The sequence below is a fragment of the Clostridium sp. SY8519 genome (assembly GCF_000270305.1).
Lineage (GTDB): Bacteria > Bacillota > Clostridia > Lachnospirales > Lachnospiraceae > SY8519.
In genome coordinates this window covers 396,589-419,269 of record NC_015737.1, presented here as the reverse complement: position 1 = coordinate 419,269, position 22,681 = coordinate 396,589, and the positions used below count along the sequence as shown (strand labels likewise).

Below are 22,681 nucleotides of genomic sequence, written 5' to 3'. Positions count from 1 at the left end.
ATTATGGTCTTAGCCAAACAAAAAGTAAGCAATCAATACAAAAAAGAAGTTGCGAAAGAAAAATGTTGAAAGAGGTTGATCGTATGGAGAAGATGAAGTGGGTATTAAACAAGATGCCGGCGAGTGAAGATAAGAATCTTTCCGTTATGGCACTGGAGCATGTGAAACAGGCAAGGGCATTCCACAGAAGTTTTCCGCAGTATTCGGTAACACCGCTGGCAAAGCTGGACGGTATGGCAGACAGACTGGGACTGGCAGGACTCTTCGTGAAAGACGAAAGCTATCGGTTCGGCCTCAACGCCTTTAAGGTACTGGGCGGATCCTTCGCCATGGCGAAATACATCGCTGAGGAAATGGGCAGGGATGTATCAGAAATGACCTACGACTATCTGACCAGCAGTCAGTTCCGTGAGGAATTCGGACAGGCAACATTTTTCACAGCAACGGACGGCAACCACGGCAGAGGCGTTGCCTGGGCAGCAAATAAGCTGGGCCAGAAGGCAGTGGTTCATATGCCGAAGGGAAGCACAAAGACCAGATTTGACAACATTGCCAAAGAAGGCGCGCAGGTTACCATCGAAGAACTGAATTATGATGACTGCGTGCGACTGGCAGCGAAAGAGGCAGATCAGACACCCCACGGGGTAATCGTTCAGGATACTGCATGGGACGGCTATGAAAAGATCCCGTCCTGGATCATGCAGGGATATGGAAGCATGGCAGCGGAAGCGGCAGAACAGCTCAGACAGCTGGAAGTGAACCGGCCGACACACGTATTTGTCCAGGCAGGGGTTGGAAGCCTTGCCAGCGGAGTGGTTGGATTCTTTACCAACCTGTTCCCGGACAATCCTCCTAAATTCGTGGTCATGGAAGCGGAAGCAGCTGCATGCCTCTACAAAGGTGCGGCAGCCGGAGACGGGGACCCGAGAATTGTCGGCGGTGATATGCAGACAATCATGGCAGGACTCGCCTGCGGTGAGCCGAATACCATCGGCTGGGACATCTTAAGGAACCATGTAAGCGCATTCGTATCCTGCCCGGACTGGGTATCCGCCAAAGGCATGCGTATGCTGGCAGCTCCGCTGAAAGGCGATCCGGCAGTTACATCCGGTGAGTCCGGCGCGGTAGGCATGGGTGTAGTATCCACCATTATGCAGGACGAAGCTTACAAAGAACTTCGGGAAGCACTGGAACTTGACCGGTTCAGCAATGTGCTGCTCTTCTCCACAGAAGGAGATACGGATCCGGAGAAATACAGAAAAATTGTATGGGAGGGCGAATATCCGACTGTATAAACCTGAGAAGGAATGGAACTTTATCAAAAAGCAAGCAGAAAAGGAAAAGGGAGTAAAAGAATGGCATTGGATTTTGCGAAAATCAACAAAGCAGCAGAAGATTACCGGGCAGACATGAGCGCATTTCTCCGGGCAATGATTTCTCATCCCAGCGAGAGCTGCGGGGAGAAGGAAGTAGTGGAATGCATCAAAGCAGAGATGGAAAAGCTGAACTTTGACAAAGTCGAAGTAGACGGCCTCGGAAACGTGATCGGCTGGATGGGCAGCGGAGAAAAGATCATCGCCATCGATTCTCATATCGACACCGTAGGAATCGGCAACATTGAGAACTGGGAGAAAGATCCTTACGAAGGCTATGAAACAGATGAAATTATCTACGGCCGCGGCGGTTCCGACCAGGAAGGCGGTATGGCCAGCGCGGTATACGGCGCAAAGATCATGAAAGACCTGAACCTGATTCCGGAAGGCTACAAAATCATGGTAGTCGGTTCTGTACAGGAAGAAGACTGTGACGGCATGTGCTGGCAGTACATCTACAACAAAGACAAAATCGTACCGGAATTTGTCATTTCCACCGAGCCTACAGACGGCGGCATCTACCGCGGACACAGAGGACGTATGGAGATCCGTGTGGATGTCAAAGGTGTGTCCTGCCATGGTTCCGCACCGGAACGCGGGGACAACGCAATCTACAAGATGGCAGACATCATTGCGGATGTCAGAGCCCTGAACAACAACGGCTGTGAAGAAAGCACAGACATCAAAGGTCTGGTAAAGATGCTGGATCCGAAGTTCAACCCGGATCACTATGAAGATGCAAGATTCTTAGGAAGAGGAACCTGCACCGTTTCCCAGATTTTCTATACATCCCCCAGCCGCTGCGCAGTAGCTGACAGCTGTGCCATCTCCATCGACCGTCGTATGACCGCAGGCGAGACCTGGGATTCCTGCCTGGATGAGATCCGCGCGCTGCCCAGCGTACAGAAATACGGCGATGACGTGAAAGTATCCATGTATATGTACAGCCGTCCGTCCTGGACCGGAGAAGTATACGAGACCGAGTGCTACTTCCCGACCTGGATCAACAAGGAAAACGCTGCCCATGTGCAGGCACTGGTAGATGCGCATAAAGGACTGTACGGCGATCACAGAATGGGACCGGAGTCTACACAGGCGCTGCGCAGCACCCGCCCGCTGATCGACAAGTGGACCTTCTCCACCAATGGTGTGGCAATTCAGGGCCGTTACGGAATCCCCTGCGTAGGATTCGGACCTGGCGCAGAAGCACAGGCACATGCACCGAACGAGATTACTTACAAAGATGATCTGGTAAGATGCGCAGCAGTTTATGTAGCAGCAGCAAACCTCTACAACGAAGAGAACAAGACCGATGATGTATCTCAGTTCGTAGCAGGCAAAACAAACAACGACATCAAATAATCAGGAAGACGGACACAGACGTTTCTTTTGATACCAATGCATTCATTTAAGGAGAAAAACATGGATAAGACATTACAGGGCTATATTGACAAATTAAACAAATTAAACTTCAAAGATATGTACAACGGTGATTTCTTCCTGACCTGGGAGAAAACAGACGATGAGATCGAGGCTGTTTTCACTGTTGCGGACGCGCTGCGTTATATGAGAGAGAACAACATCTCCACAAAAGTCTTTGAATCCGGACTGGGCATCTCCCTGTTCCGTGACAATTCCACCAGAACCCGTTTCTCCTTTGCTTCCGCCTGCAACCTGCTGGGCCTGGAAGTACAGGATCTGGATGAAAGCAAGAGCCAGATCGCACACGGCGAAACCGTACGCGAAACAGCAAATATGATCTCCTTCATGGCTGACGTGATCGGTATCCGTGATGATATGTACATCGGCAAAGGCAACAAATACATGCATGAAGTCGTAGATGCAGTAACCGCCGGCAACAAAGACGGTGTGCTGGAGCAGAAACCTACTCTGGTAAACCTGCAGTGTGACATCGATCATCCGACACAGTGTATGGCAGATATGCTGCACATCATCAATACCTTCGGCGGTGTAGAGAACCTGAAGGGCAAGAAAGTAGCCATGACCTGGGCATACTCTCCTTCTTACGGAAAACCGCTTTCCGTACCCCAGGGCGTCATCGGCCTGATGACCAGATTCGGCATGGATGTTGTACTGGCTCATCCGGAAGGCTATGATGTAATGCCGGAAGTGGAAGAAGTTGCAAAGAAGAACGCAGCAGCTACCGGCGGCACATTTACCAAGACCAACAGCATGGCAGAGGCATTCAAAGATGCGGATATCGTATATCCGAAGAGCTGGGCACCGTTTGCAGCAATGGAAAAACGTACGGACCTTTACGGAAAAGGCGATTTCGACGGTATCGACAAACTGGAGAAAGAGCTGCTGGCTCAGAATGCACAGCATAAAGACTGGTGCTGCACCGAGGAACTGATGAAGGCCACCAAAGACGGCAAAGCACTGTATCTGCACTGCCTGCCGGCAGATATCAACGGCGTATCCTGCCAGGACGGCGAGGTAGAGGCTTCTGTATTCGATCGCTACCGTGATCCGCTTTACAAAGAAGCAAGCTACAAACCTTATATTATCGCAGCAATGATCTTACTGGCAAAACAGAAAGATCCGCAGGCTACACTGAAGGCACTGGAAGCACGCGCAACAGAGCGTCATTTCATGGAGTAATCCGCGGCAGCAGCGGCAGGGGGTAGCAGAGAACTATGGGAAAACGAATTGTAATCGCGCTGGGAGGAAATGCCTTAGGCAATAACCTCCCGGAGCAGATGATCGCAGTAAAAAAAACCGCAAAGGCGATAGCAGATCTGATCGAAGACGGCAATGAAGTGGTAATCGCGCATGGAAACGGCCCCCAGGTGGGCATGATTCAGAATGCTATGACAGAGCTGACCAGATCCAATCCGGAAAAATATATTCCGTGTCCGCTGTCTGTCTGCGTGGCCATGAGCCAGGGATATATCGGATACGATCTGCAGAATGCCCTGCGGGAAGAACTTTTAGATCGCGGAATCGACACCGGATGTGCTACAATGTTAACACAGGTCCGGGTAGATGCAGAGGATCCGGCATTCCAGAATCCGACGAAGCCCATCGGGGCATTTATGACGAAAGAGGAAGCGGATGCCCTGGTTAAAGAAAGAGACTATCAGGTGATGGAAGACGCCGGCAGAGGATACCGCCGGGTGGTGGCATCTCCGAAGCCCCAGTCCATCATCGAGATTGATACGATCCGCGCACTGGTGGAAACCAATCATGTAGTCATCGCCTGCGGCGGCGGCGGCATCCCGGTATTTACGACGGAAGGCCACCACTTAAAGGGCGCAGCTGCTGTAATCGACAAGGATTTCGCTGCAGAGAAGCTGGCGGAACAGCTGGATGCAGACTGTCTGATTATTCTTACAGCAGTGGAAAAAGTTGCAATTCATTTCGGGAAACCGGATGAAGAATGGCTCTCTGATCTGACACCGGACCAGGCAGAACAGTACATCGCAGATGGTGAATTCGCACCGGGTTCCATGCTGCCGAAAGTACAGGCATGTCTGGAATTCGCGAAATCCGGCCAGGGCAGAACCGCTCTGATCACCTTGCTGGAAAAGGCCAAAGACGGAATTGCCGGCAAGACAGGAACGAGGATTCACCTGTAAAGGAACGGAACCATGATCCGAAAGCCAGATACCTGCATGATCGGCTGCCTTTTGCTGGCAGCCGGTCATTCCTCCAGATTCCATGGAAATAAGCTGACGGCAGAACTGCAGGGAAAGATGCTGATTGAATATCCGCTTTCCCTGATCCGCCAGCTGGAAAAATCAGATCCTCAGATTGAAGCAGCGGCCGTGGCAGCCGCGCCGGAGATCGTCGGAGTATGCCGTGACTACAGGGTTCGGTGTATTCTGTACGAAGGCGGACTTCAGAGTGATTCGATTCGTGTGGGACTGGATCAGTTACAGACAGAACAATGGGCCGGATGCATGTTTCTTACGGGAGATCAGCCCATGGTCTCGCAAAAGAGCCTGCAGCATCTGATCCAAGATTTCAGGGCGGACCCTCTGCACATTTACCGTCTCTCCTGGAGGGGACAGCCCGGAAATCCTGTCATCTTTCCGGCAGAATATTTTCCGGATCTGCGCAGTCTTACCGGAGACACCGGAGGAAGGCAGATCATACAGAATAAGAAAGCAGCCGTCAGACTGACCGAGGCGGAGGACGCCCTGGAGCTGACAGATATCGATACAGAAAAAGATCTGAAAGATCTGAAAGAGCAATTAAAGAGGAGGACACCATGAACAAAGCATTACACACAGACAAGGCTCCGGCAGCAATCGGACCTTATTCACAGGCCATTCAGGCAGGCAATACGATTTACGTATCCGGTCAGCTTCCGGTAGATCCGTCCACCGGAGAATTCGCCGGAACGGATATTCAGGCACAGACCAGACAGAGCCTGACAAACATCAAAAACATCCTTGCATCCGCAGGTACAGATATGAGCAAAGCGGTGAAGACAACAGTACTCCTGTCTGACATCGCTGATTTCACGGCAATGAACGAAGTTTATGCAGAGTTCTTTACAGAGCCGTATCCGGCACGGGCAGCTTTTCAGGTAGCAGCTCTGCCAAAGGGAGCAAAAGTCGAAATCGAATGCGTAGCAGTCATTGACTGATCTGCTCCCTTTCCTGTCTAATAAAAAAATCTTACCTTTTACTGCATGAATCATATCTGGGAGAAGGGAAACCCGCCGAAACATGACACATCCTTCGTCAGGAAAAGGGGAACCCGCCCGCAAATGATATGTTTCATATATATTCTGCATCTGTATGGAACTGCTCCATACAGGCAGACTCTTTCTTAATTATTTACAGAAAGAATGTCATTTTGCATCCGGAAGTCATTCCGGATGCAGAGAAAACCAATGATGTGTACGCAGCGAGCCTGCGTACACATTTTTTTTCCACTGTTTTGCGAAAAGATCCAGTTCCTGCCGCAAAGAAGCGGAAATCGGCGGATCCGCCTGATTGATAAAGATGCGGGTACAGAGCTGTTCCTGCAGCAGAACCCGGATACAGGAGGCCGCAGTGGCGGGATCCTGGAGAGACAGGCCGGAACGCCGGCAGTACAGCTCCGGGCGGTGGCAGACTTCCCGGACGGGCCCTCCGAAGCCGGAGGCACCGACGACGCAGATGGTCTGTCCGGAGGCGTCCGGGATCACAGGCTCCCAGTCCGCGTGGGCCTTCAGCGGAAGCTGCCGGGAGCCGTCGGCCTCCACCAGGATATAGTCTGCCAGAGGCAGAAGTTCAGAAAACGGGACGCCGGGAGCGGAAATCTTTCCATCCGCAGCGGGAGTGCCGATGCAGAGAAGGGGCGTTTGAGCCAGCCCTTCGACCATGGCGGGCAGATCCTCCGGTCCGGTGACCGGGAGAAAATGTTCCGGGCGCCAGGGATACATATGAGTGGTAGTGGTTACAAGCACCCGTCCGGGCAGTTCTTCTGCCAGACAGCGGATGAGGGAACTCTTTCCGCCGCTGCCGATGACAGAAGTAATACCCGGCGTAATGCGCAGCAGCCGGTATAATGCTTCCATCCTTTGTGTCTCCTTTCGTTTGGGGTGTGCTATCAGTTTAGCAGATTTCCGAATGCAGAAAAACAGGCATACTGTCTAAAGAAAAGTTAGATTTTTGTGCGCTTTCTTCCTTTTCAATCTTCCCGGGCGGTGCTATAATAAAACCAAACAAAAAATATGGAAACCTGTCAAAAAGTTCGGAAAAATAAGAGGGAAGGAGCTGCTATGAGGGCGGAATTCTATCAGAAAATCAAAGAAAGAGATATGCTGGAAGAGCATCTGACAGCTACGGTACTGAGCGGAACAGCAGCTGGTGAGAAGATCCTGGTGTCCGGCAGCGAACAGCGTCCGGTATATGCGGAAGGCTCCTTCTGGCTGAAGCATCTGCAGGAACTGAAGGGGCTGAACGGCACCGGCCGCTGTCAGATCGACGGCTGCGAAGTGTTTTACGAGCAGCTCAGCGGCAGAAAAAAAATGGTGATCTGCGGTGCCGGACATGTGGGACTGGCTCTGACGCGGCAGGCCAGACAGCTGGGATTTCACGTGACGGTGATTGATGACCGGCCGCTGCCTGCAGGTCAGGCGGGGGAAGCAGGCGCGGACCGCACGGTTTGCGATGATTTCTGTCAGGCGCTGGATGGAATCAGGGGAGACAGGAACACCTGGTTCGTGATCATGACCCGCGGACATCGGTCAGACGCGGACTGCCTGCAGAAGATCCTTCCCAAGCCCTGGGCATATCTGGGAATGATGGGCAGCAGAAGAAAGACAGCGGTGATTCGGGAGCAGCTGCGGGAGCAGGGATATCCGGATGACATTACGGACCGGATTCACATGCCGATCGGACTGGATATCGGCGCGGAGACACCGGAGGAAATCGCGGTATCGATTCTGGCGGAGATCATACAGATCTGCCGCGGAACCAAGGCTCATCCCCGAAGCAGCGGAACAGGCAGCGGCTACCCGGATGATATCCTGGAGTGCCTGACACAGACTGATACCGGGACCCGGTGGGTTTTGGGCACGATTGTGGGAAAACGGGGGTCTTCTCCGCGGAAGGAAGGCACAAAGATGCTGATTGGCGCCAACGGACAGACCATCGGGACCATCGGCGGCGGATGCGGTGAAGCGGAAGTGATCCGGAATGCCAGGGCAATGATGCGGCATCCGGAAAGGGGCTGCCGCGTCATTACGATTGACAATACAGAAATCAATGGAGAGAAAAACAGCATGGCCTGCGGCGGGGTGGAAGATGTTCTGCTGGAGAACATCGGCGGAGACTTTGAGCAGCAGCCGCGGTAACGGGCCGCCTGTGGCTGCTGTGCCGCGTCAGCCACAGGAACAGCCCCCGGGCCAATCGGGAAGCTATGGGACAACCCTGGGATCAATCAGTTTCCCCTGCAGGTGTGAGCTGAAGAAGCAGACGATCTTTCTGCATATCATACTGCAGCAGGCTGTGGGCAGCGTCCGGCGTGCAGATCCGGATAATATCCTCCAGATCTTTCAGATCCGGGAACAGATCCTTCAGTCTGTTCCCGCTTTTTTTCAGCCATTCCGGATGGAAACAGCGTGTACTGGAGGCTTCAAACACTGCAGTATACAAAATGCCGGATTCCACCAGATCCTGGAAAAAGTGGCTGCCATAGGACAGTTCCGGCTGATAGCCGGCTCTGGAGTCTGCCAGTTCAAAAATGGCAGAAAATTCGCTGATATCAGAAAAAGTGCAGGGCACGCCGAGTTCCGGGGAAGAAGTGCCGATGCGGCCGGGCACCATCAGGAGCAGCTTTTTGCCGCTTCCGCGAAAGTGCCAGTTGATCCGGCCTACAGCAGATGCTGCGGCGTGTTTTTTCTGATAGGGCATGTTGTAGTAGCCCACAGGGTCTACCCAGACCAGCAGATCCACCGGAAACTGATCCGACCATCCCATGGATGTGCCGACGCACTCCAGGAAAACAGTTTCCTTCGGAATATTCGTCCATTGGGGAATTTCCTGCTGCCCGGAGGAAATCTGCAGCGGTCTGCACTGCAGCAGATTGATGATGTATTCGCCGTTTTGCGCCAGATTGATGGTGAATTCGGTATCTACCGGGTAGTCGTATTCTGCCTGAAGGGTCTGAAGGATGCACTGCATGTCCTGCATCAGGGCTTTGTGTTCCACCAGTCCCCGGCAGGAAATAAACGGGATGCGCCGGTAGATGCCGCGTTCCCGCAGCCGGCGTTCCGCGTCGTAATCGTTTTCTAAAAGCAGCTTTTTCAGATACTCCGGCAGAAGTTCAAGGATATCTTCCAGCTGCAGCTGCCGGACGCTTCGGGCAACCAGATCCAGCGCGTCAAATCTGCGCTGGGAAAACTGGTGCCGCCGGGCAATGTCAGCGGCGGCTGTCTTTTCCGGCATATCCAGGCTGACCAGACGGGGATAAGATTCAGCCGTCCGATCCACGGCAGAAGTGCCAAGCCCCATGACCAGACGCAGCATGCCCGCCCGGGGATCGCTCTGGCGCATCAGCCGGTAAGGACTGTAAGAATAGCCGACACCCGCGGCGCAGGGCAGATACCAGGTGCCGAAGTGAGAGCCGGATACCCGCTGGATCAGAAGCGCCATCTGTTCGTCCCGTTTGTCCAGGCCGCGCCGTTTGCGGTAATCCAGGGCAGACAGACACATGGTGCTGGCGTAAACCGTACGTATGGCCTGTTCAAATTCCTCCAGCCGTTCCGTAATCGTGCCGGTGTTGGAGCAGAAGACCGATTCGTATTTACCCGCAAACGCGTTGCCGAATCCGTCTTCCAGGATACTGCTGGAGCGCACGATAAAGGGATCGCCTCCGTAGTATTCCAGCAGGCGTACGAACTCCTCCCGCATGCTGCGGCTGAATCTGCCGTTCCGAAAATGTTCCGCGCAGGTCTCGGCCAGGGCAAAATATCCTTCTTCGGTGCGCTGCTGCACCCGGAGTTTCCAGAAATGGTTCTGTACAATATAGGTGTAGAACACATCGGAACCGACATAGAAGGAGTCGTGGGGCTCCAGACGGGCGCTGATTTCCGGATGGAGATTGGCGATGATTTTTCTGGCCAGGAGCATGCCGCAGGATTTTCCGCCGATCATACCGGTGCCGATCATATGGTCACGGACCCGCAGGTAGTCTTCCGGCTGAAAATGTTTTCCCACCATCAGGCGCATACGCTCGTCCCGGGTCATCATGATACGGCACATGCGGGTGCAGGCTTCGGTAACGTCCTCACCGGCTTCCAGGCGCATCCGGGTATTGTCAAAAAATCGGTCCCAGCTGTCGGCACAGCTGGAGACGGTCTGACTGCCGGACCGGGACAGCACCTGATAGAAGTGGCTGCCCTGGACGCCGTCCAGAATCGGCTGAAAACTTTTTTCCGCAGGGCGGAACATGTGGGCCAGAAACATGGTGGCAGAGTCCCGGCGCCATATTTTTTCCGGGCGGACATAGTAAAGAGGATCCCCGGATGCGGAAGAAGGCGTCCCGGTATACATATCCAGAAATACCTGGGCAGTTTCCCGGATGCAGCCGATGGCATAAGAGGAATGTTTGCCGCGGATCAGCGGAAAATAGGCAACCGTATCCAGCTCAAACAGAAACGGGCAGGTCACCTGAAAAAAATTGCCCATCATCAGGTCGGTGGCCCAGGCGGTCTGCAGTTCGGAGAGACAGTCAAAGACGTAGAACGCTTCACGGCCGGCGGATTCGATGATGCGGTGGATGTCTACGGTGAAGGTTTCAAAGCGGTGGGAGAGTTCCACGGGGATCACGGTGACGCCGGGCTGCTGCTGCACCAGCGGCGGATGGCTGGCGAAGCGGATATAATAGATGCTTCGATGATCGTTCCGCGCCTGTTCCACAAAGGGGGTGACTACCTGGCGGAATTCCTCCAGATCTGTCACCCGCCACACAACGTTATCGCCCAGCCGGATGCTGTCCAGGGCCTGATCCATCTGGGGAATGCCGGACTGGATGCGTTCAAATGCAGACATAGCAGAAGCCTCCTTTTCCGTGTTTTTACGGCAATAGATAGAAAATGGGCAGAGAGATCCAAAAAAACGGACCTCTCTGCCCATCGCAACGAGTATTCAGATAACACAAAAAGAAAAGGATATTTGTGTATCTGATTGAATCATAGCAAAACCGGGGGAAAGTTACAAGGGAAAGATGCGGAAATCGCCGGTAACTTTCTGAGAAACCTCATGCCTGCACAGGCGGGCAGGTCAAAGCTACGATACAACATTTACCGGCTTGCCGGCAAGATATGCCTCCAGGTTGCTCACCGCCAGATCCATCAGCCGCTGCCGGGCTTCCCGGGGCGCCCAGGCGATATGGGGTGTCAGGATCATGTTGCGGGCGTTCAGCAGGGGATTGTCACTGCGGATGGGTTCGGCTGAGACCACATCTGCTGCAGCTCCGCCCAGTTTTCCGCTGTCCAGGGCGCCGCGGAGGTCAGATTCGTTGACAAGGCCGCCCCGGGAGGAATTGATCAGCAGGGCGCCGTCTTTCATCCGGGCAATGGTGTGGCGGTTGATGAGTTCCCGGGTGCTGTCATTGAGAGGGCAGTGAAGGGATATCACATCGGATTCCGCCAGAAGCCGGTTCAGGTCTGTGTAGTGGCAGTGGGTATCCTCCAGGGAAGGATCCGGGTGATTGGCATTGGCCAGGATATTCATGCCGAAGGCGCGTGCAATCTGGGCAACCCGCTGACCGATGCGCCCGAAGCCGATGATGCCCAGGGTTTTTCCGTTTAATTCCATCATAGGATAATTCCAGTAGCAGAAATCCGGGCAGCGTTCCCAGTCCCCCCGTCGGACACTGTCGGAATGGGCGCCGATGTGATGGCAGAGTTCCAGCAGCAGGGCAATGGTAAACTGGGCAACGGATTCTGTGCCGTAGGAGGGGATATTGGTTACGGTGACGCCGGCCTCGGCGGCAGCAGCAAGATCCACAACATTGTATCCTGTGGCCAGTACGCCGATGTAGCGCATCCCGGGACAGGCACGGATCACCTCTGCGGTCACAGGGGTTTTGTTGGTAAAGACGATTTCGGCGTCACGGATGCGGGCAATGGCATCCGCCGCGGATAAAGTGCGGTCGTATACGGTAAGTTCCCCCAGGGCCCGCAGGCCGTCCCAGGAAAGATCGCCGGGGTTTTCCGTATATCCGTCTAAGACAATGATTTTCATGAAAGCCTCCATTTCTGCCAAGTTGTTTCGATATAAATCCAATTTATCATACTAGATTTCGGACCGCTTGTTAAGGGGGAGGGAGCAGATCGGGAAAAAGAAGCAGAGCATAAGGGGAAAGACATTTTGGAAGATAGAGGAGGAGACATTTCGGAATACATACTTGACAAAAACAGTCCAATAATATATGATCCAGTCTTACACATTTAGTCAGACCGATTGAAACGGGATTCGACAGATCCCGTGGTAAGAAAGCGTTTGTTTTCAGGAAGCGGCGGCAGATCGGGAAGCTGACCGGACTGTTTCTGCGGGAAAGGACAGATATATGGAGAAAAAAGTAATTCATCAGGTGACAGGAACCAGAACGACCGATGGCGCAGGTGTCAGTCTGGTGCGTGTACTGGGAAACCAGACGGCAGAGATGTATGATCCGTTTCTGATGCTGGATGCGTTTGACTCTGCCGATCCGGCTGATTATACAGCCGGATTTCCGATGCATCCCCACAGGGGCATCGAGACAGTGACCTTTTTATCCCGGGGAAAAATTGTGCACCGGGACCATCTGGGAACAGAAGCGGCCATCCGTGACGGAGAGGCCCAGTGGCTGACGGCCGGATCCGGCGCGTTTCACGAAGAAATGCCGCAGCCGGCGGAGCGGATGCTGGGAGTGCAGCTTTGGCTGAATCTTCCGGCGAAGGACAAGATGCAGGCACCTCCCTTTTATCATGGAATCCTGCGAGAGGAAATTCAGGAATTTCCGCTGGAACACGGAAAACTCCGGCTGATCGCGGGAAATTACGGATCTGCCAGCGGAATACAGGGCAGATATCTGCCGCTGGACTATTATGATATTTTCCTGGATCCCCGGGGCAGCGTGACTCTGGACCTTCCGGAGGGACGTTCCGCTATGGTCTTTACACTGGAAGGCGACGCCATGGTCAGCGGAACCCATGTGGCTGCCAAGACGGCGGCAAAACTGGGAGAAGGGGACCAGGTGACAGTTGCCGCGCTGGATGAGCCCATCGAGATCCTTTTTATGAGTTCGGTTCGTCTGGAAGAACCGGTGGCATGGTACGGCCCGATCGTTATGAATACGACAGATGAGATGATTACGGCAGTCGATGAGATCAATGCCGGCACATTTGTGAAACAGGAAGCCGGTTATGAAAACAGATAAGAAAGCGCAGAAACTGAAAATCCGGTAAAAACAGACAGATCCGGTAATATAACGGCCCCCAGGGGCGTCGGCCTCCCGGCAGCAGATCCAGCTGCCGGGAGTTTTTCTGCTGAAGCAGATATCCGGCGCAGACGGCAAAAAGAGTGGAAGAAACAAAAGGATTCAATGTTTTTCCGCCATCTTCGGCGTTTGTTCCGGAGATTTGCATACTGTCCGGTTCTACAGTATAATCGACTGGAATCTGTTTTATTTTATGCGGAAGATGAGGTGTGATACATTGAAATGGAAAGAATATGACACAGACCATCAGTCCGGAGAAAAAATTGCCATGGAGGTATCAGCGGTCAGTATTGTGACCAATGTACTGCTGACACTGTTCAAACTGCTGGCTGGTATTTTTGCCGGTTCCAGCGCAATGATATCGGACAGTATCCATTCTGCTTCAGATGTGCTCAGCACATTTATTGTAATCATCGGTGTAAAGATCTCCGGCAGGGAGTCGGATGCCAGCCATCCGTACGGCCATGAACGCTTTGAATGTGTGGCGTCGCTGGTGCTGGCGGTGATGCTTGGCATTACCGGCGCCGGAATCGGAATGGCGGGAATCCGGACACTTCGGTCGGGTTCCTACGAACATCTGGGAATTCCCGGTCTGCTTGCGCTTGTGGCTGCAGTGGTATCCATTGCAGTCAAAGAGGGAATGTACTGGTATACAAGAAACGCGGCCAAACAGATTGACTCCACCGCACTGATGGCGGACGCATGGCATCATCGCTCCGACGCCCTGTCTTCGGTGGGCAGTCTGGTGGGTGTGATCGGCGCCCGGATGGGTTTCCCGGCGATGGATCCCCTGGCCAGCGTGGTGATCTGCATTTTTATCATAAAATCTGCGATAGATATTTTCCGGGATGCGGTCAGCAAGATGACAGATCATGCCTGCACGCCGGAGACTGTGGAAGAACTGCGCCGCACCATCTGCTCAGTGGACGGTGTGCGCGGTGTGGATGAACTGAAAACACGCACCTTCGGATCCAAAGTCTATGTGGATGTGGAAATCCGTGCAGCAGGCGATATGAGCCTGCGGGAGGCACACGCGATTGCGGAGCAGGTGCACGGGACGATTGAAAAGAATTTTCCGCGGGTAAAGCACTGCATGGTCCATGTGAATCCGGTATAACTTATCACCGTCGGCTGGGCTGAAAACGGCAGAAGAAAAAGAAATCTGCCGGATCCGGGAAAAGAGGAAAAGCTCTGCCTGCGGATCTGCAGGACCAGGTCTGTTACAGAGATCCTGGGAAGCGGGAAATAAGATGGTACAGAGCAGAAAAAATTGTACGGAACAGGGAGAAAGATCGTACGGGGCAGGAAATGGATCAGAAAAGAAAAGTTTTTACAGACGGCGTCAGAGATGGAGTTCCCATCGCTATCGGGTATTTCGCCGTGTCATTTTCACTGGGAATCATTGCCAGAAGTGCCGGATTTACTGCCGGTCAGGGCTTTTTGGCCAGCGCGCTGGTCTATGCGTCGGCCGGCCAGTATGTGGGATTTACCATGTTTGCGGCCCAGGCAGGCTATCTGCAGCTGGTGCTGGTGTCCATAATTACAAATGCGCGCTACCTTCTGATGGGATTTGCACTGAATCAGAAAATTCCGCCTGGGACCTCACTGGGAAAGCGGATGCTGACAGGGGTTACCATTACAGATGAAATCTTTGGCATAACGATTGCCAGAAGGGGGCCGCTGCAGGTGCTGTATCCGCTGGGAGCCTGGTGTCTCTGTATGCCTGTGTGGGCGGCGGGGGCCACAGCCGGGATTGTGGTGGGAAACATTCTTCCGCTGCGGCTGGTCAGCGCCTTAAGCGTAGCGCTGTACGGCATGTTTCTCGCGATTATTATCCCGCCATCCAGAAAAGATAAAAAAGTCGGTGTGTTTGTGGCCATTGCCTTTGCGGCCAGCTGGGCAGCCGGCGTGCTGCCCGGAATTTCCAGACTGTCAGAAGGCAACCGCACCATTCTTCTGACCGTCGGAATATCCGCGCTGGCGGCGCTGCTGTGCCCGATTCAGCCGGAAAAAGCGCCCGGAGAGGCGCTTTCGGAACAGGAACATCCGGAAACCGGCCTTTCGCCGGAAAGCAGAAAGGAGAACTTGTAGCATGGCTCCGAATGTATATGTATATATTGGGCTGATGGCACTGACCACATATCTGGTGCGCGTGCTGCCGATTCTTTTGATCCGGAAGCCGATCCGCAACCGGTTTGTGCAGTCGTTTCTGTACTACGTGCCCTATGTGACGCTGGCTGTGATGACATTTCCGGCGATTCTGAAAGCCACACAGACACCGGCCGCCGGTGCCCTGGCCCTGGCGGCCGGTGTCCTCTGCGCATGGCTGAGGGCCGGCCTGTTTCAGGTGGCAGCGGTATGCTGCGCAGTGGTCTTTGTCACCGAACTGATTCTGTGCTGAAAAAGAGCCGGCTCCCGCTTCCGCAGATATTTGCAGAAGAGGGAGCCGGCAGTCATTTCCGAAGATACTTACGGAAGAGGAAACCGGCAGCCGTTTCCAAAGATACTTACAGCTGTTCCGGCAGACACTTGCGGAAGTGATAGCCGTAAATCGAGAAAGCAACCGCCCGTCCGAAGAGTTCCGGGCGGTTTTTCAGTGTCCAGAACAGGAGTCTCCAGTAGTCGTTCCGGTCTTTGGATACAATTCCAAGAAGGAAGCAGGACTTCAGAAAGGCGTTAAATTCCGTAAGGGTCAGTTTGGATTTGTGCAGTCCTTTCGGCCTGTAGTTGGCCAGAAACGTCCGGACACGGTGGTAGTAGTTTTTCGGCTTGTAGATGGAGCGCACCATGCTGGTATAGCCATGCAGCAGCGTGTCCATGTTCATCTTTGGGATAAAATTCATGTCGGTTTTGGTGTTGATGCCGGAAAACTCGTCCACCAGCCGGTTTTCTTTTTTCATGCGGTCGTAGAGTTTCGTGCCGGGAGGCGCTGTCAGGAGGCCGACCATGGCGGTCACGATGCCGCTGCGCTGAATGAACCGGTGCATATTTTTGAAGATGGTGGGTTTTTCGTGATCAAATCCCATGATAAATCCGCCCTGGACCTGCATGCCGTGCTGCTGGATGGTTCGGACGCATTCCACCAGGTCACGCTTCTGGTTCTGGACTTTCTCGCATTCATTCAGACAGTCATCGTCCACAGTCTCAATGCCGATGAAGACGTTGTCAAACCCGGCTTCTGCCATAAGGTTCATGAGTTCCTCATCATCGGAGAGATTGATGGATACTTCCGTAAAGAAGGCAAAGGGATAGTCTCTTTGGCGCATCCACTGGATCATGGCAGGAAGAACTTCGGTCTTTAATTTTTTCTTGTTGCCGATAAAATTGTCATCTACAAAAAAGATGGCGCCTCTCCAGCCGATGTCGTAGATGGCGTCCAGCTCGGCCAGAATCTGATCGGTGCTCTTGGTGCGGGGCGTATGCCCGAACAGGGACACGATGTTGCAGAATTCGCAGTGGAACGGGCAGCCCCGGGAGTACTGCAGGCTGAGCATGGCGTACTGTTTTTTATCTAACAGATCCCAGCGGGGGATAGGGGTTTCGGTAATGGAAGGATATTCTTCAAAACGGTAGATGTGCCGGGGCGTACCTTTTTTCAGGTCTGCCACAAATTCCGGTACGCAGATCTCACCTTCATACAGAAGCAGATGATCTACGTCATCGTATTTTTCCGGTTCGGTGGAAAACAGGGGGCCGCCGCCCACTGTTTTGGTATTCAGCTTTTTGCAGCGGTCAATCACCGTGCGGACCGAGTCCTGCTGAATATTCATCGCGCTGATCATGACATAATCCGCCCGGCGGATCTGACTGTCCCGCAGAGGGTCAACATTCATGTCCACCAGCTCCAGATCCCAGTCCTCCGGAAGCATGGCCGCTACGGTCAGGATGCCCAGGGGCGGGAGGTTTGATTTTTTGTGGATAAAGTTCAGTGCGTATTTAAAGCTCCAGAATGTAACCGGATACTCAGGATAAACCAGTAATATCTTCATGTGTATAAGTTCTCCTTGCTGTGTTTTATGCCGTTCACAAGATAAGATTATTATAGTACAATCCGGTCCAATGTTCTAATGCTTTCTGCGGACCCTGATAAGTTTCATGTTTTGTTTCGAAACAGTTTACAGAATCTTTACAGCAGGTAAGCTGTGTTCCTCCGTTGGAGGGATCGGTATTCCGCCGTATTATTCATATCTGCGGATAATCTGAACCGCCACTTCCTTCTTTGACAGTCCCTGATCCATGGCGGTCTTTTCCAGCGTGTGATGCGCCATGTCCTCGGTGAGATGCTCGTGTTCGATCAGCAGGCATTTGGCCCGGGTGATCAGTCCCAGCTCGTCCAGACGTTTGCGCAGTTTCGCGTTTTCGGCAGCCATGACAGCCAACCGGCTCTGGGTGGCTTTCATGATATTGGCTGCTTCCACAAGGATCTGTCCCTTCAGAGGCCGGGTCAGAACCAGTATACCGGTGCCCTGGGTCTGATAGTTTACCCGGTCGTAGATATCCGCCTTGACAATCAGAAGAATCGCGATGGTGTGCCGGAAAGACAGATCGATGGCGGCTTCAATGCCGAATTCATCTGCTGCGGGGGTGTTGATGATCAGTGCCCGGATATCGCCGGAGGCAAGCCGTTGACGGGCCTGCACGATGGAAGCGGCCTGGGTGGTTTTCGTGAAAACGGATTTGACCACGGTGGCAATGGAATTGTATGCATTGGTGCTTTTGGTGACAATCAGTGCATTGCAGGAATACTCTGTGCGTGCCATACCTGTCCTTTCTTACTGCTGTGCCTGTTTCAGATACGCGTCCAGAAGAGACGCCGGGATGTGCTCACGGATAAAGGCGCTCTGATTCGCGTATTTCGCGGCTTCGCTGATGGAAGACGGAAGGGGAGTCAGATCCTCTTCCAGGGCCACATCCACCTGATAGAGATTCCTGTCGACAGGAGCGCTGGGGACAAGGCCTTTTTCCAGTCCTTCCAGTCCTGCGTAAATCAGAAGGGCGTAAGCAATGTAGGGATTGGCGGTGGGGTCCGGGGAGCGCAGTTCGATCCGCTTCTGATCTGATGCGGGAATGCGGATGAGCTGGGAGCGGTTTTCGGCGGACCAGCTGACATACTGGGGCGCTTCCATGCTGTGCCCCAGGCGGTTGTAGGATTCCGCGGTAGGGTTCAGGAACAGTGTCATATCCAGAATATAGTGGAGAATGCCTGCCATAAACGAATCGGTCCGGTCTTTGCCGGATTTGTCCAGAATGGAAATGTTCAGATGCATGCCATTGCCCGGTTTGTCCGGAAGGGGTTTTGGGGAAAAGTCCACCCAGTTGCCGTTGCTTTCGGCAATGCTTTTTACGACCCATTTAAAGGTAGCGGTATTATCCGCGGAAGTCAGGGCATCGGAGTAGCGGAAATCCACTTCATTCTGGCCGGGACCCTGTTCATGATGGGAGGTTTCCGGGGTGATGTTCATTTCCTGCAGGGTAAAGCAGATATCCCGGCGGATGTTGTCGCCCCGGTCTTCCGGATCCACATCCATGTAGCTGGCGTTGTCCAGCGGAATGTTAGTGGGATTGCCGTAATCGTCTTTTTTGAAGACATAGAATTCCACTTCCGGTCCGAAATACACTTCCACGCCTTTCTCCCGGGCGGTGGATACCGCCTGCTTCAGGATGGCGCGGCTGTCCCGTTCGAAGGGAGTGCCGTCCGGATAGGTGATATCACAGAACATCTTGGCGACACGGCCGTCGATGGGCCGCCAGGGCACCAGGGAAAAGGTAGTGGGGTCCGGATGAAGAAAGAGATCCGAGCGGGCTGCCGTGCCGAAACCGGCAATCGCCCCGCCATAGAAGGAGATGCCTTCCGTGAAGGCGCGGTGCAGCTCACCGGGCATGATGGCAATGTTTTTCTGCTTGCCGAACACGTCGAAGAAGGCCAGCCGGATAAACTGGACATTTTCCTCTTCGATAAAATCTATAATTTCTCTGTATGCTTTCATATGAATCCTCCATATCCGCCTGCGCAGCAGAAACAAAAAAGAGGCAAGAAAATCCGGCCGATGCTTCAGTGGGTATCTGCGGACGTCTTTGCCTCAATCAGTTCAAAATACAGTCAAATTATACGTTGCGGGAAATTGCGTGTCAAGAATTTTCCGATAAACAGGGAAAAGCCCTTGACATATCTGAGGAAACTGGAGTAACTTTTTTGCTGGAACCGTATAGTCGGTGCATGAAGGAGGAACAGATACCATGCAGGAAATACATGAAGAGTGCGGAATCTTCGGCATCCGTCAGGAGACCGACGGAGCATTGGCTCAGCAGGTGTACTACGGACTGACCGCGCTGCAGCACAGAGGGCAGGAATCTGCCGGCATCGCAGTGAACAGAGACCGCCTGATCTATGTACACAAGGATCTCGGCCTGGTGCAGGAAGTATTCAGCAAGGCGGAGATTGATGCCCTTGGAGCGGGCAATATGGCAGTAGGGCATGTCCGCTATTCTACCAGCGGCACAGTAACCAGAAGCAATGCCCAGCCAATGGTCATCAAACATATCAAAGGACAGCTTGCCCTGGTCCATAACGGCAATCTGGTGAATTCAGATGTGCTGCGCAGAGAACTGGAGATGAAAGGCTGCATCTTTCACACCACCAGCGATACTGAGGTAATCTCATACATTGTGACCAGAGAAAGACTGAACTGCGGCTCCATCGAAGAGGCGCTGGAACGCGCCATGTATACCATCGACGGCGCATACTCGCTGCTTCTGATGTCTCCGGCCAAGCTGATTGCCGCAAGGGATCCCCGGGGATTCCGCCCGCTGTGTTACGGAAGGACACCGGAAGGCGCATATGTATTTGCTTCGGAGACCTGCGCGCTGGATGCGGTAGGCGCCAGATTCGAACGGGAGCTGGATCCGGGTGAAATTGTTGTGGCAGACGGTAACGGTCTCCGTTCCATCCGCACCCACTGCGGAAAGAAAAAACCTTCCTTCTGCATTTTTGAGTATATTTACTTTGCGCGTCCGGACTCTGTGATCCAGGGGATCTCCGTCCATGAAGCCCGGGTAAAAGCGGGAAAATTCCTGGCCAAGGAGCATCCGGTACAGGCGGATCTGGTCATCGGCGTGCCGGATTCGGGCCTGGACGCAGCCATCGGCTATTCCAGAGGATCGGGAATCCCTTATGAAATCGGTCTGATGAAGAATAAATACATCGGCAGGACATTCATTGCGCCGACACAGGAAGAGCGGGAAAAACTGGTGCGCCTGAAATTAAACGCCATATCCGAAGTCATCCGGGGCAAAGACGTGATCCTGGTGGATGATTCCATTGTCCGGGGCACCACATCCAGACGTCTGGTACAGCTGGTACGGGACGCAGGCGCCAGAAAAGTGCATATGCGTATTTCCGCGCCGCCGTTTCTCAATCCGTGCTATTACGGCACAGATATTGATTCCAAGGAGAATCTGATTGCCTGCCGCTACTCCGTGGAGGAAACCGCCGCGTTTATCGGCGCGGACTCCCTGGGCTATCTGTCCCTGGAACATGCCAGACAGCTGGCGGGGGAATACGCGGACCAGACATGTACCGCATGCTTCTCCGGAGAATATCCGACTGAACTGCCGGAAGAGACATCGAAAAACCGGTTTGAATAAATTCCGCAGCCAGATAAAAAACCTGCCGTCCGGAATGGACGGCAGGTATTGAACCGGCTATTGCCGGCGTGTTTTTTTCAGAAGTCCGCGAAGGATCGGGCGGACGGCAGGGACGGCATCATTCGCCGGAAGCGCCGTAGTTGGAAAGTACACGGGCAGAAGGATCGTTGACATCGCATCCTTCCCAGTCCCGGTTCGGCATCCAGTAGTCGATCACCATCTGGGATTCACCCGGATAGTATTTCTCAAAGATTTCCCGGTAGAGCAGGGATTCTTTGGTAAAGGGTGACGGGTTTTTGTATTTGCCGTAAAGGGCTTGGGCCTCGGCGTCTGTGTAGTGCTGTTCCGCATAGTCCTGCAGGTCATCCCGCAGGGAATGGCCTACCGCGTCGGAAAAGGCGGCTTTTTCCCGCATAAGGATATTCTCCGGGATCAGGGCGTCTTTTTCAAACGCATGGCGCAGCAGATATTTGCCGATGCCGTAATGGTTCATCTTGATCTCCGGATCGATATGCATGACGTAGTCAACGAAGTCCAGATCACCGAAGGGAACCCGGGCTTCCAGGCTGTTGCTGCTGATGCAGCGGTCGGCCCGAAGCACATCGTACATGTGGATTTCGTGGATCCGTTTCCGGGCTTCTTCCTGGAAGGCTTCCGGACTCGGCGCGAAATCGGTATATTTGTAGCCGAAGAGTTCGTCAGAGATCTCGCCGGTGAGCAGCACGCGGATATCCGTGTGCTCATGGATGTATTTACACACCAGATACATGCCGATGGAGGCACGGATGGTGGTGATATCGTAAGTGCCGAGAATCCGGATAACCGGCTCCAGGGCATCGATGACATCCTGGGCGGAGATAATGACTTCCGTGTGATCACTGTGAATATATTCCGCCACTTCCCGGGCATATTTCAAGTCGATGGCATCCGTATCCATGCCGATGGCAAAGGTGCGGATCGGCCGGCTGCTGTCCCGGGCCGCAATTCCGCAGACCAGGGAGGAATCCAGGCCTCCGCTCAGCAGAAAGCCTACCGGTGTGTCGGAGTCCATCCGCTTGCGTACGCCGGCGATCAGCTTATCGTGTATGTTGCGGCTGATTTCGTCCATAGAATCTTTGGAATAGAAACTGGATTCCGACATGTCCCGATAACAGATGAACTCTCCGTTTTCGTAGTAATACCCTGGTGGAAACGGCATAATACGGTCGAAATATTTCGTAAGATTCTTTGGTTCAGATGCAAACACAATATTTTCATCGCTGTCATAACAGTAGTAAAGGGGTCTGATGCCCATGGGATCGCGGGCTGCGATGAGGGAGTCTTTGTCTGCATCATATATAATAAGGGCAAATTCCCCGTCCAGACGGGAGAACATGTCGGTGCCCAGTTTCTCATACATCGGCAGGAGGATTTCGCAGTCGCTGTCGCTTTCAAAGCGGCAGCCCTCGGCTTCCAGCTGTGCCTTGATGGGACGGAATCCGAAGATCTCACCGTTGCACACCAGTGCGTTCCGGTTTCGTGTAAACGGCTGCATACCGGAGGCAGTCAGCCCCATAATAGCGAGTCGGTTGAAACCGAGATACCCGTTGGGGATATCGGTGATCCGGGTGGCGTCCGGGCCCCTGGATGTGGTGGCGGCCAGTGCGTCCGCAAATTCTTCGGCAGTCATCCGGCTGCCCATGTAACCCATGATTGAACACATAGATTTGTTCCTCCTG

19 protein-coding genes are annotated in these 22,681 nt (G+C 53.4%); 12 read left to right on the top strand and 7 right to left on the bottom strand.

Annotated elements, in window-relative coordinates:
- Positions 1 to 83: 83 nt before the first annotated feature.
- The 6 genes from dpaL to CXIVA_RS02010 all read left to right on the top strand — a co-directional run bounded on the left by dpaL (position 84) and on the right by CXIVA_RS02010 (position 5,988).
- Positions 84 to 1,295: a diaminopropionate ammonia-lyase gene (gene dpaL / locus CXIVA_RS02035; RefSeq protein WP_013976347.1), complete on the top strand. Its 1,212-nt coding sequence runs from the start codon at positions 84 to 86 to the stop codon at positions 1,293 to 1,295.
- A 66-nt stretch (positions 1,296 to 1,361) separates the two neighbouring features.
- The gene (locus CXIVA_RS02030) at positions 1,362 to 2,735 is read left to right on the top strand and encodes a YgeY family selenium metabolism-linked hydrolase (protein WP_041728202.1); all 1,374 of its coding nucleotides are present in this window, start codon (positions 1,362 to 1,364) and stop codon (positions 2,733 to 2,735) included.
- A 60-nt stretch (positions 2,736 to 2,795) separates the two neighbouring features.
- The gene (gene ygeW, locus CXIVA_RS02025; protein WP_013976345.1) at positions 2,796 to 3,995 is read left to right on the top strand and encodes a knotted carbamoyltransferase YgeW; all 1,200 of its coding nucleotides are present in this window, start codon (positions 2,796 to 2,798) and stop codon (positions 3,993 to 3,995) included.
- 35 nt (positions 3,996 to 4,030) lie between these two features.
- Positions 4,031 to 4,972: a carbamate kinase gene (gene arcC, locus CXIVA_RS02020; protein ID WP_013976344.1), complete on the top strand. Its 942-nt coding sequence runs from the start codon at positions 4,031 to 4,033 to the stop codon at positions 4,970 to 4,972.
- 12 nt (positions 4,973 to 4,984) lie between these two features.
- The gene (locus CXIVA_RS13260) at positions 4,985 to 5,611 is read left to right on the top strand and encodes a nucleotidyltransferase family protein (RefSeq protein ID WP_013976343.1); all 627 of its coding nucleotides are present in this window, start codon (positions 4,985 to 4,987) and stop codon (positions 5,609 to 5,611) included.
- Positions 5,608 to 5,988, top strand: a complete 381-nt coding sequence (locus tag CXIVA_RS02010) for a RidA family protein (protein ID WP_013976342.1) — start codon at positions 5,608 to 5,610, stop codon at positions 5,986 to 5,988. Before CXIVA_RS13260 ends, CXIVA_RS02010 begins: the two co-directional genes overlap by 4 nt.
- 225 nt (positions 5,989 to 6,213) lie before the next feature.
- On the opposite strand, the gene yqeC is transcribed toward CXIVA_RS02010, so the two are convergent.
- Positions 6,214 to 6,906 carry a selenium cofactor biosynthesis protein YqeC gene (gene yqeC, locus CXIVA_RS02005; protein ID WP_013976341.1) on the bottom strand — a complete coding sequence of 231 codons (693 nt, stop codon included), beginning with the start codon at positions 6,904 to 6,906 and terminating at the stop codon, positions 6,214 to 6,216.
- Between the two features lie 204 nt (positions 6,907 to 7,110).
- On the opposite strand from yqeC, the gene CXIVA_RS02000 reads away from it, so the two are divergent.
- Entirely contained in the window at positions 7,111 to 8,187 is a 1,077-nt protein-coding gene (locus CXIVA_RS02000; protein ID WP_013976340.1) for an XdhC family protein, read from the top strand.
- Between the two features lie 82 nt (positions 8,188 to 8,269).
- Here the strand turns inward: CXIVA_RS02000 and CXIVA_RS01995 are convergent, their stop codons facing one another.
- Positions 8,270 to 10,885, bottom strand: a complete 2,616-nt coding sequence (locus tag CXIVA_RS01995) for a PEP/pyruvate-binding domain-containing protein (protein ID WP_013976339.1) — start codon at positions 10,883 to 10,885, stop codon at positions 8,270 to 8,272.
- Positions 10,886 to 11,122: 237 nt separating this feature from the next.
- The gene (locus CXIVA_RS01990) at positions 11,123 to 12,082 is read right to left on the bottom strand and encodes a D-2-hydroxyacid dehydrogenase (protein WP_013976338.1); all 960 of its coding nucleotides are present in this window, start codon (positions 12,080 to 12,082) and stop codon (positions 11,123 to 11,125) included.
- 325 nt (positions 12,083 to 12,407) lie between these two features.
- On the opposite strand from CXIVA_RS01990, the gene CXIVA_RS01985 reads away from it, so the two are divergent.
- The 4 genes from CXIVA_RS01985 (at position 12,408) to CXIVA_RS01965 (ending at position 15,720) form a co-directional block, all read left to right on the top strand.
- The gene (locus tag CXIVA_RS01985) at positions 12,408 to 13,259 is read left to right on the top strand and encodes a pirin family protein (RefSeq protein ID WP_013976337.1); all 852 of its coding nucleotides are present in this window, start codon (positions 12,408 to 12,410) and stop codon (positions 13,257 to 13,259) included.
- Positions 13,260 to 13,587: 328 nt separating this feature from the next.
- Positions 13,588 to 14,436, top strand: a complete 849-nt coding sequence (locus tag CXIVA_RS01975) for a cation diffusion facilitator family transporter (RefSeq protein ID WP_041728197.1) — start codon at positions 13,588 to 13,590, stop codon at positions 14,434 to 14,436.
- 191 nt (positions 14,437 to 14,627) lie between these two features.
- A complete protein-coding gene (locus CXIVA_RS01970; RefSeq protein WP_013976335.1) occupies positions 14,628 to 15,410 on the top strand; it encodes an AzlC family ABC transporter permease in 783 nt (260 codons plus the stop codon).
- Position 15,411: 1 nt separating this feature from the next.
- Positions 15,412 to 15,720, top strand: a complete 309-nt coding sequence (locus tag CXIVA_RS01965; RefSeq protein WP_013976334.1) for an AzlD domain-containing protein — start codon at positions 15,412 to 15,414, stop codon at positions 15,718 to 15,720.
- A 106-nt stretch (positions 15,721 to 15,826) separates the two neighbouring features.
- Here the strand turns inward: CXIVA_RS01965 and CXIVA_RS01960 are convergent, their stop codons facing one another.
- The 3 genes from CXIVA_RS01960 to CXIVA_RS01950 all read right to left on the bottom strand — a co-directional run bounded on the left by CXIVA_RS01960 (position 15,827) and on the right by CXIVA_RS01950 (position 19,306).
- Positions 15,827 to 17,308 carry a B12-binding domain-containing radical SAM protein gene (locus CXIVA_RS01960; RefSeq protein WP_013976333.1) on the bottom strand — a complete coding sequence of 494 codons (1,482 nt, stop codon included), beginning with the start codon at positions 17,306 to 17,308 and terminating at the stop codon, positions 15,827 to 15,829.
- A 189-nt stretch (positions 17,309 to 17,497) separates the two neighbouring features.
- Positions 17,498 to 18,079 (bottom strand): ANTAR domain-containing protein, encoded by a 582-nt coding sequence (locus tag CXIVA_RS01955; protein ID WP_013976332.1) that lies wholly within the window; start codon positions 18,077 to 18,079, stop codon positions 17,498 to 17,500.
- Between the two features lie 12 nt (positions 18,080 to 18,091).
- Positions 18,092 to 19,306 (bottom strand): glutamine synthetase family protein, encoded by a 1,215-nt coding sequence (locus CXIVA_RS01950; protein WP_013976331.1) that lies wholly within the window; start codon positions 19,304 to 19,306, stop codon positions 18,092 to 18,094.
- Between the two features lie 250 nt (positions 19,307 to 19,556).
- On the opposite strand from CXIVA_RS01950, the gene purF reads away from it, so the two are divergent.
- Positions 19,557 to 20,963 carry an amidophosphoribosyltransferase gene (gene purF / locus CXIVA_RS01945; protein WP_013976330.1) on the top strand — a complete coding sequence of 469 codons (1,407 nt, stop codon included), beginning with the start codon at positions 19,557 to 19,559 and terminating at the stop codon, positions 20,961 to 20,963.
- A 118-nt stretch (positions 20,964 to 21,081) separates the two neighbouring features.
- On the opposite strand, the gene asnB is transcribed toward purF, so the two are convergent.
- Positions 21,082 to 22,665 carry an asparagine synthase B gene (gene asnB, locus CXIVA_RS01940; protein WP_013976329.1) on the bottom strand — a complete coding sequence of 528 codons (1,584 nt, stop codon included), beginning with the start codon at positions 22,663 to 22,665 and terminating at the stop codon, positions 21,082 to 21,084.
- Positions 22,666 to 22,681: the final 16 nt, after the last annotated feature.